The following is a 12,649-nucleotide window of genomic DNA, read 5'->3' on the forward strand; positions in this document are numbered from 1 at the left end:
AGCCGGTCCGCGCCTCCACCAGCCCGTCCGGCTGAGGAGGAGAGCCGGTTCGCGCCTCCACCAGCCCGTCCGGCTGAGGAGGAGAGCCGGTTCGCGCCTCCACCAGCCCGTCCGGCGTTTGAGGACGAGGCCGTTCAGGCCGAAGCGGGGGTCCGGGGGCGGCAGCCCCCGAAACGGACGGCCGCAACCGGGGGGCGAAGGGGGCCCACCCCCTGGAGGGACGGGACGGGTAGGGGCGGCGGGGGCGACATCCGCCCCCGCCGCAACCGGACGCACTACGCCAGCCCGGGCCCCCGCACCGGGATCGAGGTGAACGTCGGAGCCGGGGCGGGGTCCTGGAAGAAGTCGTTGCCCTTGTCGTCCACGACGACGAACGCCGGGAAGTCCTCGACCTCGATCTTCCAGACGGCCTCCATGCCGAGCTCCTCGTACTCGACGACCTCGACCTTCTTGATGCAGTCCTGGGCGAGCCGCGCGGCCGGCCCGCCGATGGAGCCGAGGTAGAAGCCGCCGTGCGCCTCGCACGCGTCGGTGACCTGCTTGCTGCGGTTGCCCTTGGCGAGCATCACCTTGGAGCCGCCCGCGGCCTGGAACTGCTCGACGTAGGAGTCCATGCGGCCGGCGGTCGTCGGCCCGAAGGATCCGGAGGCGTAGCCCTCGGGGGTCTTCGCGGGGCCCGCGTAGTACACCGGATGGTCCTTCAGGTACTGCGGCATCTCCTCGCCCGCGTCGAGCCGCTCCTTGATCTTGGCGTGCGCGATGTCGCGCGCCACGACCAGCGGCCCGGTGAGCGAGAGCCGCGTCTTGACCGGGTACTTGGTCAGCTCGGCGAGGATCGTGTCCATCGGCTGGTTGAGGTCGATCTTCACGACGTCCGAGGACTCGTCCAGGTGCTCGTCGGTGGTCTCCGGCAGGAACCGCGCCGGGTCCGTCTCCAGCTGCTCCAGGAAGACGCCCTCGGCGGTGATCTTCGCGACGGCCTGGCGGTCCGCGGAGCAGGACACGGCGATGGCGACCGGGCAGGACGCGCCGTGCCGCGGCAGCCGGACCACGCGCACGTCGTGGCAGAAGTACTTGCCGCCGAACTGCGCGCCGATGCCGATCTTCTGGGTCAGCTCGAAGACCTTCTGCTCCAGGTCCTTGTCCCGGAAGCCGTGCCCGAGCGCCGAGCCCTCGGCCGGGATCTCGTCCAGGTAGTGCGCGGAGGCGTACTTGGCGGTCTTCAGCGCGTACTCGGCGCTCGTACCGCCCACCACGATCGCCAGGTGGTACGGCGGGCACGCGGCGGTGCCGAGCGAACGGATCTTCTCCTCCAGGAACTTCATCATGGAGGCCTCGTTGAGGACGGCCTTCGTCTCCTGGTAGAGGAACGACTTGTTGGCCGAGCCGCCGCCCTTCGCCATGAAGAGGAACTTGTAGGCGCCGCCGTCGGTGGCGTAGAGCTCGATCTGGGCCGGCAGGTTCGACCCCGTGTTCTTCTCCTCCCACATGGTGAGCGGAGCCATCTGCGAGTAGCGCAGGTTGAGGTTCAGGTACGCGTCGTAGATGCCGCGGCTCAGCGCCGCCTCGTCGCCGCCCTCGGTCAGCACGTTCTGGCCGCGCTTGCCCATGACGATCGCGGTGCCGGTGTCCTGGCACATCGGCAGCACGCCGGCGGCCGCGATGTTCGCGTTCTTCAGCAGGTCCAGCGCCACGAACTTGTCGTTGCTCGACGCCTCGGGGTCGTCGATGATCCGGCGGAGCTGGGCGAGGTGGGCCGGGCGCAGGTAGTGCTGGATGTCGTGGATCGCCTCCTCGGCGAGCTTGCGCAGCGCCTCCGGCTCCACCTTGAGGAACGTCAGCCCGTCCGGTCCCTCGACGGTGGACACACCCTCCGAGGTCACCAGCCGGTACGGGGTGGTGTCCTCGCCCTGGGGGAGCAGATCGGTATACGCGAACTCAGGCATCTCAGCCCATTCCTCACTCTGACGGACGGCCGCCCGCCGACGCTGGCGGGCGCTGTCCAGCGTAGAACCTGCCACTGACGGGGAGCCTGTGAGGTAAGGCTCAGTTCGGGAACCGTACGGGTTCTCCACAGGTCGCGACGAGGGGTAGTCGCGATCTATCGCGTTTCGGTAGGCTGCTGCCGTGGACCTTCAGAAGCAGACCCCTCAGGAGCGCGCCGGAGCGCCGGTGGCCGAGCTGCGCGCCTCGGACGCCGACCGCGACCGCATCGCCGACATCCTGCGGGAGGCCCTCGCCGAGGGGCGCCTGACCGCCGACGAGCACGCCGAGCGTGTGGAGGGGGTGCTGAACGCCAAGACGGTGGGCGAGCTGGAGGTCTTCATACGAGACCTGCCGGCGGCCCACGCCCGCCCCTCCGCACCGGCCTACACGCCGGTGCCGCCCCGCCCGACGCCCGGCGCGATCCCCGTCGAGGCGGACGGCAACGTGGTGGCCGTCTTCAGCAGCGCCCGCCGCCGAGGCCGCTGGCGGGCCGGCCGCCGGCTGCACGCCTACGCGGTCTTCGGCTCCATCGAGCTGGACCTCACCGAGGCGATCTTCGAGTACCAGCAGGTCGTCATCAAGGCGATCTCGGTCTTCGGAGACATCCAGATCCGCGTCCCGGAGAACGTGTCGCTGCGCGGCACCGGCGGCGGTGTGCTCGGCAACTTCGAGGCGGACACGCTGGATTCGGTCGACTCCGACGCGCCGGTCGTCTACGTCGACGGCTGGGCCGTCCTCGGCAACGTGGAGGCGCGGCCGAAGCGCGGAAAGCTCATCGCGGACATCCTGGACCGGGTTCAGGACAAGGTCGACAGGAAGTTGCGCAAACACCTGGACCGTTGACGGTCGCGAATCACTCCCTGCCCACCGGCCTCAGGGGTCGTGAACAAGCCGCCGTAGTACGGCTGTTGAGAACGCTGTGCATAGGCCCGCGCACAGCGGGTAGGCCTTGCTGCATCGTCTCTCGCTCGCGAAGCCGTCGTCAGGAGTAGACCCGTGCTGCAACCGCCGCATTCGTCCCTGCAGGTAGCTGCCGTTCCGGCCCAGCGGGTGCCAGTGCGGGACAGGGACCAAGACGCCCCCTGGCACACCGAGGCGGTGTGCCGGCGCGACGAGGCAGGCCTGTTCTTCGCACCCTCCAAAGAGCCCACCGCGGCCCGGCTGTCCCGGGAGGAGGCGGCCAAGCGGGTCTGCGCCCGCTGCCCGGTGATGGTCGAGTGCCGTGAACACGCGCTGCTCCAGCCCGAGCCCTACGGCGTCTGGGGCGGCCTCACGGCAGCGGAACGCCGCGTGGTCCTGGCCCGCCGCAGGCGCCGCGACATGGAACTGAAAAAGGCGGCACGAGCGACGGCAGCGAACCGCATAGCGCAAGCGGGCTGACAAAAAGGCGCCCTCTCCGCACAGAGGGCGCCTTTCGACTTGCCGAGGGGGCAGCGCCCCTTTCTTTCAGGGGCGCGGGGCTGTGTCTGATGTGCGGCTACCGCCGCGCGGGCGCGACCAGCCACGACGCGCCCGCAGTCGCCGGCGCACCGCAGTCCCCTGTCCCGACCGCGTCACTTCGGCCGGTCGAAATCCACCGTGCTGTACGCCCGCAGCTTGCGCAGCCGGTGCTCGGAGTCGATCCGCCGCACCGTCCCCGACTTCGACCGCATCACGATGGACTCGGTCAGCGCGGTCTCCGACCGGTACCGCACACCACGCAGCAGCTCGCCGTCGGTGATCCCGGTCGCGACGAAGAACACGTTCTCCCCGGTCACCAGGTCCTCGGTGGTCAGCACCCGGTCCAGGTCGTGCCCGGCGTCGACCGCCCGCTGCCGCTCCTCGTCGTCCTTGGGCCACAGCTTGCCCTGGATGGTCCCGCCCAGGCACTTCACCGCGCACGCCGAGATGATGCCCTCGGGCGTGCCGCCGATCCCGAGCAGCATGTCGACGCCGGTGCCCTCGCGCAGCGCGTAGATCGACCCGGCGACGTCACCGTCGGAGATCAGCTTGATGCGCGCGCCGGCCTCCCGGATCTCCTTGATGATCCCTTCGTGCCGCGGCCGGTCGAGGATGACGACGGTCACGTCCTCCGGGGTGGCCCGCTTCGCCTTGGCGACCCGCCGGATGTTGACGGCGACGGGCGCGTCGATGTCGACGAAGTCCGCCGCCTCCGGGCCCGTGACCAGCTTGTCCATGTAGAACACGGCGGACGGGTCGAACATGGCCCCGCGCTCGGCCGCGGCGAGCACGGCGATCGCGTTGGGCATGCCCTTGGCGGTCAGCGTGGTCCCGTCGATCGGGTCGACGGCGATGTCGACCTCGGGCCCGGTGCCGTCACCGATGCGCTCCCCGTTGAAGAGCATCGGGGCCTCGTCCTTCTCGCCCTCGCCGATGACGACCACGCCGTTCATCGACACGGTGGAGACGAGGGTCCGCATCGCGCGCACCGCGGCGCCGTCGGCGCCGTTCTTGTCGCCGCGGCCGACCCAGCGTCCCGCGGCCATCGCCGCGGCCTCGGTCACCCGGACGAGCTCCAGGGCGAGGTTGCGGTCGGGGGCCTCGGAGGGAACATCGAGTTCGGACGGCAGATGATGATGATTCTCGGTCATCGGAGCGCACCTTTCTGATACGACGACGGCCGGATGAGGGTTTCTCGTCGACTCTATCGCCAGGCCGACAAAATGAGCAGGGGACCCCACGGATGAGCGCAGCGGGCACCTGCGACGATAGGGGGCGTGGCAGGCACGAACGGCAAGCAGAAGACGGTCCGGGACATGATTCTCTCCCTGGCCCTGATCGGCCTCGCGGCGGGCTTCATCTACCTGCTCGTCCCGCATGACGATCACGCTCCCGACATCCAGCGGGTCGACTACCGGGTCGAGCTGCTGACGGCACGGCGCGCGGCGACCTACCCGGTGGCCGCGCCGGAGGGCCTGCCCAGCACCTGGAAGGCGACCTCGGTCCGCTTCCAGGGCGAGGCCGGGGACCGCTGGCATCTCGGCTACCAGACCCCCGACGGTCAGTACGTCCAGATCGAGCAGTCGACTCAGAAGCGCGCGGACTTCATCGACGACGCCAGCCAGGGCGCGTCGGCCACGAAGACGACCGAGAAGATCGGCGACCGCACCTGGACGCACTACACCGGCGGCCGCTACGACGCGCTGGTGCTGGACGGCACCGCCGGCTCCACCACGGTGGTGGCCGGCACCGCCTCCTTCGCCCAGCTGACCACGATGGCGGCAGCCCTGAAGCTGTCCTGACGCGGGCGTCGCGACACGAACGCGAGAGGCCCCCGGCGCCGTTGCCGGGGGCCTCTGTCACGTCTGCGGGGTGGCTCAGACGGTCGTGACGACGTCGTCGTACGCCAGACGCGGGGAGCGCGGGAACCAGGCGTCCGGGCCCGGCTTGCCGATGTTGACGACCACGAACGGGGTGTGGTCGTCGTCCAGGAACTCCTTCTGGATGCCCGCGAAGTCGACGCCCGTCATGGGGCCGGCGGCGAGGCCGGCGGCACGGACGCCGATGATGAAGTAAGCGGCCTGGAGGGCGGCGTTCAGGGCGGCGTTCTTCTCACGGGCGTCGCGGCCGGCGCCCTCGAACATGGCCTTGGCGCCCTCGAAGTGCGGGAAGAGCTGCGGCAGCTCCTCGTGGAACTCGTTGTCCGCCGAGAGGATCGCGACCAGCGGGGCGGCCGCGGTCTTCTTCTGGTTGCCCTCGGACATGTGCCGCACCAGGCGCTCGCGGGCCTCGGGGGAGCGGACCAGCGTGACGCGCAGCGGCGACTGGTTCATGGAGGTCGGGCCGTACTTGACCAGGTCGTAGATCGCCTGGACCTGCTCGTCGGTCACCGGCTCGTCGGTGAAGGTGTTGGCGGTGCGGGCCTCACGGAACAGCAGGTCCTGAGCGGCGGGGTCGAGAACGAGAGACATGGTTGAACTTCCTGGGGGGTCGCATCGAGTTCAAATCCGGACCATGGTCCGGATAGCCTGACGGCACGACCATACGCGAGGGAAGGTTCAAGGTTCAACAAAAACCGGGCCGCGGTGATCCGCATCACACGAAGGGCCCCCGCTCAGCCCTCCTCTTCGGCCCCTTCCCCCTCCTCTTCCTCGGCCAGCGCCGCGTCCAGCCGGGCCCGGGCCCCCTCCAGCCACCGCCGGCACACCTGGGCCAGCTCCTCACCCCGCTCCCAGAGCGCCAGGGACTCCTCAAGGCTCGTCCCGCCGGCCTCCAGCCGCCGCACGGTCTCGATCAGCTCGTCCCGCGCCTGCTCGTAGGAGAGCGTCTCCTCCGTCTTGCTGCTCATGCACATACCTCTCTCATACGTCCGTACGACATGCCCGTACGACGTGGACTAGCCGTCCACCCGCACCGTGAACTCACCCTCGGCGACCCGCGCCCGCAACGCCTCACCCGGCTCGATCTCCCCGGGGGCCCGCACCACGTGACCATCGCCCTTCTGCAGCACGGCGTACCCCCGCTGCAGCGTGGCGGCCGGGGAGAGTGCCACCACGCGCGCGTGCGTGTGCGTCAGCTCCGAGTCGGCGCGGTCGAGCAGATGCCCGAGGCAGCGCCGCGAACGGTCCACCAGCGAGGCGACGTGATCGGCCCGTTCGTCGACCATCCGGTGCGGATCCTCCATGGCCGGCCGCGCGAGCGCGTGCGCCAGCCCCCGCTCCTCCCGCGCCACCAGCGCGTCGACACACCGCCGTCCCCGGTCCCGCAGCATCCGCACCCGCTCCACCTCTTCCCCCACGTCCGGGACGACCTTCTTGGCGGCGTCGGTGGGGGTGGAGGCACGCAGGTCGGCGACGTAGTCGAGCAGCGGGTTGTCGGGCTCGTGCCCGATGGCGGAGACGACCGGCGTACGGCACCCGGCGACCGCCCGCACCAGCTGCTCGTCGGAGAACGGCAGCAGGTCCTCCACGCTGCCGCCCCCACGCGCGACGATGATCACATCCACCTCCTCCATCGCGTCGAGCTCCTTCACGGCCTGCACGACCTGCGGCACGGCGTGCACGCCCTGCACCGGCACGTTCCGCACCTCGAACCGCACCGCGGGCCACCGGTGCCGGGCGTTCTCCAGCACGTCCCGCTCGGCGGCCGAGGCCCGCCCGCACACCAGCCCGATCAACTGCGGAAGGAACGGCAACGGCTTCTTCCGCTCCGCCGCGAACAGCCCCTCCGCCGCCAGCCCCTTCTTCAGCATCTCCAGCCGCGCCAACAACTCCCCGACCCCGACCGGCTTTATCTCGACGGCCCGCAGGGACAGCTGCCCCCGCGGCGCGTACCACTCGGGCTTCGCGTGCACGACGACCCGGGCCCCCTCACCGACCACGTCGGCCACGGCGTCGAACACCTGCCGGAAACAGGTCACGCCGATCGAGATGTCGTACGACGGATCCCGCAACGTCAGAAACACGACCCCGGCCCCCGGCCGCCGCGACAGCTGCGTGATCTGCCCCTCGACCCAGACGGCCCCGAGCCGGTCGATCCACCCCCCGATCAGCCGGGAGACCTCACCGACGGGCACAGGAGCTTCAGCGGACGTGTTCAAAGCCATGCGCCGAGCGTAACGGCGCACACTGACAGCCCTGGACGAAGACCGGTCGCCACCACCTCTCAGCCCGTCCGCCGTCCGAGGAGGAGAGCCGGTCCGCGCCTCCTCCAGTCCGTCCGCCGTTCGAGGAGGAGAGCCGGTCCGCGCCTCCTCCAGCCCGTCCGGCTGAGGACGAGAGCCGGTCCGCACCCCCCTCCAGCCCGTCCGGCGTTTGAGGACGAGGCCGTTCAGGCCGAAGCGGGGGCCCGGGGGCGGCAGCCCCCGAAACGGGCGGTCGAAGGGGGCCCACCCCCTGGAGGGACGGGACGGGTAAGGGCGGCGGGGGCGAACCCAACGCGGCCTTACGATGGGTGCCATGACTGCTTCGCCTGGCCGCCGTGTCCTGCTCGCCGCCCCCCGTGGCTACTGCGCGGGTGTGGACCGCGCCGTGATCGCCGTCGAGAAGGCCCTGGAGCAGTACGGGGCCCCGATCTATGTCCGACACGAGATCGTGCACAACAAGTACGTCGTGCAGACCCTGGAGAAGAAGGGCGCGATCTTCGTCGAGCGGACCGAGGAGGTCCCGCCGGGGAACATCGTGATGTTCTCCGCGCACGGCGTCGCCCCCGTCGTCCACGAGGAGGCCGAGCGCGGCCGCCTCGCCACCATCGACGCCACCTGCCCGCTGGTCACCAAGGTCCACAAGGAAGCCGTCCGCTTCGCCAACGAGGACTACGACATCCTCCTGATCGGCCACGAGGGCCACGAGGAGGTCATCGGCACCTCCGGCGAGGCCCCCGACCACATCCAGCTGGTCGACGGCCCGGCGGACGTGGCGAAGGTCGAGGTCCGCGACGAGTCCAAGGTCGTCTGGCTCTCCCAGACCACCCTCTCCGTCGACGAGACGATGGAGACCGTCGACGCACTCAAGGAGAAGTTCCCGCAGCTCATCTCGCCGCCGAGCGACGACATCTGCTATGCCACGCAGAACCGTCAGCTCGCCGTGAAGCAGATGGGCGCCGAGGCCGAGCTGGTCATCGTGGTCGGCTCCCGCAACTCCTCCAACTCCAAGAGGCTGGTCGAGGTCGCCAAGCTGGCCGGCTCCCGCGACGCGTACCTGGTCGACTTCGCCGCCGAGATCGACGAGGCGTGGCTGGAGGGCGTGACCACCGTCGGCGTCACGTCCGGCGCCTCCGTACCCGAGGTGCTGGTCGAGCAGGTCCTGGAGTGGCTCGCCGAGCGCGGCTACGGCGACGTCGAGATCGTCAAGGCGGCCGAGGAGTCCATCACCTTCTCGCTCCCCAAGGAACTCCGCCGTGACCTGCGCGAAGAGGCGGCCACCCTGGTCGCCGAGCGCGGCGGCACCGGCGCCGGCGCCTGAGCGGCCTCCGTACAGCTGTGTGACCACGGGCTCGTCCGACGTCGTGACCGTCAGTCGTACGACGTAACGTATAGCCATGCAGATCTTCGGCGTGGACATCGGTGGTTCCGGGATCAAGGGCGCTCCCGTGGACCTGGACAAGGGCGACCTGGCCCAGGAGCGGTGCAAGGTACTCACCCCGCACCCGGCGACCCCGGACGGCGTCGCCGACGGGGTCAAGCAGGTCGTCGACCACTTCGGGTGGAGCGGCCCGGTCGGGCTCACCTTCCCCGGGGTGATCACCGACGGCACCCACATCCGTACGGCGGCGAACGTCGACAAGAGCTGGATCGACACCGACGCGCGCACGCTCTTCAGCGAGCGGCTCGGCGGACTCCCGGTGACGGTGGTCAACGACGCGGACGCGGCGGGCGTGGCCGAGATGGAGTTCGGCGCCGGCCGGGACCGCAAGGGTGTCGTCATGCTGCTCACCTTCGGCACCGGCATCGGCAGCGCCCTGTTCACCGACGGCGAGCTGGTCCCCAACACCGAGCTGGGCCACCTGGAGCTGGACGGGCACGACGCCGAGAAGAAGGCCTCCAGCAAGGCCAAGGAAGACGGCGACCTGAGCTGGGAGCACTGGGCCCGCCGGGTCAACAAGTACCTGGCGCACGTCGAGATGCTCTTCTCCCCGAGCCTGTTCATCATCGGCGGCGGGGTGAGCCGCAAGGCCGACAAGTTCCTGCCGTACATCGAGGGCGTCAAGGCCGAGATCGTCCCGGCCCAGCTGCAGAACAACGCGGGGATCGTGGGCGCGGCGATGCGCGCGGCGCACCACGCCAAGTAGGGGGCTCCCCGGCGCCCTGTGACCCCGGCACCCCGTGACCCCGGCCCGCCGGCCGGGGCCGGGCCCGTTGGCCGGGGTCAGGCTCGGTTGCGGCGCCGGACGGTTCGGTTCGTCCGGATCATCCGGATCCGGCGGACGAGGGCGATCGCCCCGGCGATCAGCGTCCCGCCGTAGAGCCAGCCGGCCTGCGTGGACAGGGCCGTCACCAGGCCCATCGCGCTGCCCAGGAAACCGCCGCCACCGTCGTCGGCGACGGTCGGCAGACCGACGGCGAAGGCGATCGGGATGACGACGGGGGCGGTCAGCAGATCGCCCCCGCGCACCCAGAGCGCGGTCAGTGCGGACGCCGGCAGGGACAGTACGCCGTACACGGTCAGGGACGCCCCGAAGAGCAGGTCGTCCAGGAAGCCGAGCAGGATCATCGCGGCCATGCAGAAGAGGCCGCAGCCGAGCCCCGTGAGCCGTGGATTCGGCAGCCGCGGGGGCCCCGCCACCGGTGCCGGACGCGGCCTTCCGGGAGCGGGCCTGCGCCCGGCCGTCCCCGGCCGCGGTCTCCCCTGCGGAGGCAGCGGCGGACGGGGGCCGCCTCGACGCGGTCCGGGCTGTCGGGGTCGGGTCCTGTGATGCTCCACCGGACCAACCTAGGTCGGTTTATGTGCCCAGTCGCAGCCCAGACACGCCGAAACCAAGCCGAAGAGCGGCCCGTGGCCAGGTGTTCGACGCGGCCGCCGGCAGGGTGCCCCGAACCCCGTAAACTGGTGGATCGGCCGGCCCGCCGGCACTGGCAGCCCCCCGGCTCACTCACCCACTCACTACGGGAAGTCGCAACGTGTCGCTCACGATCGGAATCGTCGGCCTGCCGAATGTCGGCAAGTCGACCCTGTTCAACGCCCTGACCAAGAACGACGTGCTCGCGGCCAACTACCCGTTCGCCACGATCGAGCCCAACGTGGGTGTCGTCGGCGTGCCCGACGCCCGCCTGGCCAAGCTGGCGTCGATCTTCAAGTCCGAGCGCATCCTTCCGGCCACGGTCGACTTCGTCGACATCGCGGGCATCGTGCGCGGTGCCTCCGAGGGCGAGGGCCTGGGCAACAAGTTCCTCGCGAACATCCGTGAGTCCGACGCGATCTGCCAGGTCATCCGGGCCTTCAAGGACGAGAACGTCGTGCACGTCGACGGCAAGGTCTCGCCGAAGGACGACATCGAGACGATCAACACCGAGCTGATCCTCGCCGACCTCCAGACCATCGAGAAGGTCCTGCCGCGTCTCCAGAAGGAGTCGCGCATCAAGAAGGACGTGGCTCCCAAGGTCAAGGCGGTGGAGGAGGCCAAGGAGATCCTGGAGAAGGGCGACACGCTCTTCGCCCACGGCATCGTCCAGGGCTCGGAGCGCGCCGAGCTCCTGCACGACCTGCACCTCCTCACCACCAAGCCGTTCCTCTACGTCTTCAACGTCGACGAGGACGAACTGCTCGACGAGGACTTCAAGACCGAGCAGCGCGCCCTGGTCGCCCCCGCCGAGGCGATCTTCCTCAACGCCAAGCTGGAGCAGGACCTCGCCGAGCTCGACGAGGAGGACGCCCTGGAGCTCCTGGAGTCGGTGGGCGCCGAGGAACCCGGCCTGGCCACCCTCGCCCGCGTCGGCTTCGACACCCTCGGCCTCCAGACCTACCTCACGGCCGGCCCCAAGGAATCCCGTGCCTGGACCATCAAGAAGGGCGCCACGGCCCCCGAGGCGGCCGGCGTGATCCACACCGACTTCCAGAAGGGCTTCATCAAGGCCGAGGTCATCTCCTTCGCCGACCTGGTCGAAACCGGCTCGGTGGCCGAGGCCCGCGCCAAGGGCAAGGCCCGCATGGAGGGCAAGGACTACGTCATGCAGGACGGGGACGTGGTGGAGTTCCGCTTCAATGTGTGATCGGTTCGTTACTGCACGCTAGGTACATCGCCAAGTGGGCAGACCAGAAGGGGCCGGGCTCTGGGGGCCCGGCCCCTTCGGTGTTCCCGAGCTGATTCGGTGCTGACTTCTAGTTGCCGCGCGGCGGGGTGAGCTTGTCGAGATCCAGGCTGATCTCGAAAGGCACCGGGCGCTTCAGAGTGCCCCGGAAGATGCCTGCGGGTGCGTAGACGCCAGTCGGTTCGTCGAGTTCGTAGACGTGCAGGACGGGGGCCCGTCTTCGTCCTCGATGCACCAGTAGTGCGGGATGCCGGCCTCAGCGTACTTGCGCAGCTTGACCGTGCGGACCCGGTGCGCGGACTCGGGTGAGACGACCTCGATGACGAGCCGCACCTCGTCCGGCGCGAACCAGGTACGGTCTCCGTCGTAGTCGGCCGTCGTCAGCAGCAGGTCCGGCTCGGGCCGGTTTCGGCCGAGGGTCGTAGGTGACGGCCACTTCGGTCCCGGCCGGAAGATCCCCGCCCGTGTGCTGGACCTGCCCAGCCAACTGTTGCGGGAACGCCGCCGGTTGGACACCGACGCCCGGAAGGACCGCGACCGGGCTCGCGCCGACCGGCACCAGCACCACATCGGCGGCGGAATCGGCCCACGCCGGGCCTCCGAGGCCGGTGACGGTGACGGCGGCGACCCCCAGTGTCAGACCTCCGAGAGCCAGGACCTGCCGGCATGAACTCAGGAGAGGGGCAGGTCGCCGATCCGAACTGGCCGAACCAGAAGGCTGCTCGGACGGCGGCCATCTCGTCGGTGCCGCGGACCATCGCACTCGCGGCCGCCGAGCCCAATGTGTCGGCCGAACTGCCGAACCGGAGCGCCCCATGGCCGTCCACGCCCGAGGGGAAATCGACACGGTCGCCGAGAAGACCGACATCGTCCGTTGCCGATGGTGCGGTCGTGGCACGAGGGGTTTCCAGGGGCCGTGAGGCTGTCGAGAATCCGGTCAACTGATGTTACGTCAGGTGTCAAAAGTCCCAACTCGCC

12 protein-coding genes and 1 pseudogene are annotated in these 12,649 nt (G+C 70.0%); 6 read left to right on the top strand and 7 right to left on the bottom strand.

Going from position 1 to position 12,649, the window contains the following annotated elements; genetic code table 11:
- Window positions 1–275 precede the first annotated feature (275 nt).
- Window positions 276–1,946, bottom strand: coding sequence for a fumarate hydratase (locus ACZ4UV_RS17735; protein ID WP_467838813.1), 1,671 nt, complete (start codon window positions 1,944–1,946; stop codon window positions 276–278).
- A 181-nt stretch (window positions 1,947–2,127) separates the two neighbouring features.
- Here ACZ4UV_RS17735 and ACZ4UV_RS17740 point away from each other — a divergent pair, with 181 nt between their 5' ends.
- Together ACZ4UV_RS17740 and ACZ4UV_RS17745 are read left to right on the top strand one after the other, a co-directional pair.
- Window positions 2,128–2,829: a DUF1707 SHOCT-like domain-containing protein gene (locus tag ACZ4UV_RS17740; RefSeq protein WP_467838816.1), complete on the top strand. Its 702-nt coding sequence runs from the start codon at window positions 2,128–2,130 to the stop codon at window positions 2,827–2,829.
- A 153-nt stretch (window positions 2,830–2,982) separates the two neighbouring features.
- Window positions 2,983–3,366, top strand: coding sequence for a WhiB family transcriptional regulator (locus ACZ4UV_RS17745; RefSeq protein WP_350781383.1), 384 nt, complete (start codon window positions 2,983–2,985; stop codon window positions 3,364–3,366).
- Between the two features lie 173 nt (window positions 3,367–3,539).
- On the opposite strand, the gene glpX is transcribed toward ACZ4UV_RS17745, so the two are convergent.
- Window positions 3,540–4,577, bottom strand: coding sequence for a class II fructose-bisphosphatase (glpX, locus tag ACZ4UV_RS17750; protein WP_451022803.1), 1,038 nt, complete (start codon window positions 4,575–4,577; stop codon window positions 3,540–3,542).
- A 126-nt stretch (window positions 4,578–4,703) separates the two neighbouring features.
- Here glpX and ACZ4UV_RS17755 point away from each other — a divergent pair, with 126 nt between their 5' ends.
- The gene (locus tag ACZ4UV_RS17755) at window positions 4,704–5,228 is read left to right on the top strand and encodes a DUF4245 domain-containing protein (RefSeq protein WP_451022804.1); all 525 of its coding nucleotides are present in this window, start codon (window positions 4,704–4,706) and stop codon (window positions 5,226–5,228) included.
- Between the two features lie 75 nt (window positions 5,229–5,303).
- On the opposite strand, the gene ACZ4UV_RS17760 is transcribed toward ACZ4UV_RS17755, so the two are convergent.
- From ACZ4UV_RS17760 to xseA, 3 genes are all read right to left on the bottom strand, one after another.
- The gene (locus tag ACZ4UV_RS17760; protein WP_451022805.1) at window positions 5,304–5,897 is read right to left on the bottom strand and encodes a malonic semialdehyde reductase; all 594 of its coding nucleotides are present in this window, start codon (window positions 5,895–5,897) and stop codon (window positions 5,304–5,306) included.
- Between the two features lie 143 nt (window positions 5,898–6,040).
- On the bottom strand, window positions 6,041–6,274 hold the full coding sequence (locus ACZ4UV_RS17765; protein ID WP_451022806.1) for an exodeoxyribonuclease VII small subunit: 234 nt from the start codon (window positions 6,272–6,274) through the stop codon (window positions 6,041–6,043).
- A gap of 48 nt (window positions 6,275–6,322) precedes the next feature.
- Window positions 6,323–7,531: an exodeoxyribonuclease VII large subunit gene (gene xseA / locus ACZ4UV_RS17770; RefSeq protein WP_451022807.1), complete on the bottom strand. Its 1,209-nt coding sequence runs from the start codon at window positions 7,529–7,531 to the stop codon at window positions 6,323–6,325.
- 343 nt (window positions 7,532–7,874) lie between these two features.
- Here xseA and ACZ4UV_RS17775 point away from each other — a divergent pair, with 343 nt between their 5' ends.
- The gene (locus ACZ4UV_RS17775) at window positions 7,875–8,888 is read left to right on the top strand and encodes a 4-hydroxy-3-methylbut-2-enyl diphosphate reductase (protein ID WP_351489994.1); all 1,014 of its coding nucleotides are present in this window, start codon (window positions 7,875–7,877) and stop codon (window positions 8,886–8,888) included.
- 76 nt (window positions 8,889–8,964) lie between these two features.
- Window positions 8,965–9,714 carry a polyphosphate--glucose phosphotransferase gene (gene ppgK / locus ACZ4UV_RS17780; protein ID WP_390046559.1) on the top strand — a complete coding sequence of 250 codons (750 nt, stop codon included), beginning with the start codon at window positions 8,965–8,967 and terminating at the stop codon, window positions 9,712–9,714.
- Between the two features lie 77 nt (window positions 9,715–9,791).
- Here the strand turns inward: ppgK and ACZ4UV_RS17785 are convergent, their stop codons facing one another.
- Window positions 9,792–10,145, bottom strand: coding sequence for a DUF6542 domain-containing protein (locus tag ACZ4UV_RS17785; protein WP_467838825.1), 354 nt, complete (start codon window positions 10,143–10,145; stop codon window positions 9,792–9,794).
- Between the two features lie 398 nt (window positions 10,146–10,543).
- Here ACZ4UV_RS17785 and ychF point away from each other — a divergent pair, with 398 nt between their 5' ends.
- A complete protein-coding gene (gene ychF, locus ACZ4UV_RS17790) occupies window positions 10,544–11,632 on the top strand; it encodes a redox-regulated ATPase YchF (RefSeq protein ID WP_351489986.1) in 1,089 nt (362 codons plus the stop codon).
- A gap of 109 nt (window positions 11,633–11,741) precedes the next feature.
- Here ychF and ACZ4UV_RS17795 read toward each other — a convergent pair.
- A pseudogene (locus tag ACZ4UV_RS17795) lies at window positions 11,742–12,082 on the bottom strand (Uma2 family endonuclease); the annotation flags it as partial.
- Between the last annotated feature and the right edge of the window lie 567 nt (window positions 12,083–12,649).

It is taken from the genome of Streptomyces sp. NPDC028289 (assembly GCF_055565975.1).

What these genes read in the sequence shown, in the direction of transcription:
- xseA (WP_451022807.1), bottom strand. Translation starts at nt 7,531, where the DNA reads ATGGCTTTGAACACGTCCGCTGAAGCTCCTGTGCCCGTCGGTGAGGTC.
- ACZ4UV_RS17760 (WP_451022805.1), bottom strand. Translation starts at nt 5,897, where the DNA reads ATGTCTCTCGTTCTCGACCCCGCCGCTCAGGACCTGCTGTTCCGTGAG.
- ACZ4UV_RS17765 (WP_451022806.1), bottom strand. Translation starts at nt 6,274, where the DNA reads ATGAGCAGCAAGACGGAGGAGACGCTCTCCTACGAGCAGGCGCGGGAC.
- ACZ4UV_RS17775 (WP_351489994.1), top strand. Translation starts at nt 7,875, where the DNA reads ATGGGTGCCATGACTGCTTCGCCTGGCCGCCGTGTCCTGCTCGCCGCC.
- ppgK (WP_390046559.1), top strand. Translation starts at nt 8,965, where the DNA reads ATGCAGATCTTCGGCGTGGACATCGGTGGTTCCGGGATCAAGGGCGCT.
- ACZ4UV_RS17785 (WP_467838825.1), bottom strand. Translation starts at nt 10,145, where the DNA reads ATGGCCGCGATGATCCTGCTCGGCTTCCTGGACGACCTGCTCTTCGGG.
- ACZ4UV_RS17735 (WP_467838813.1), bottom strand. Translation starts at nt 1,946, where the DNA reads ATGCCTGAGTTCGCGTATACCGATCTGCTCCCCCAGGGCGAGGACACC.
- glpX (WP_451022803.1), bottom strand. Translation starts at nt 4,577, where the DNA reads ATGACCGAGAATCATCATCATCTGCCGTCCGAACTCGATGTTCCCTCC.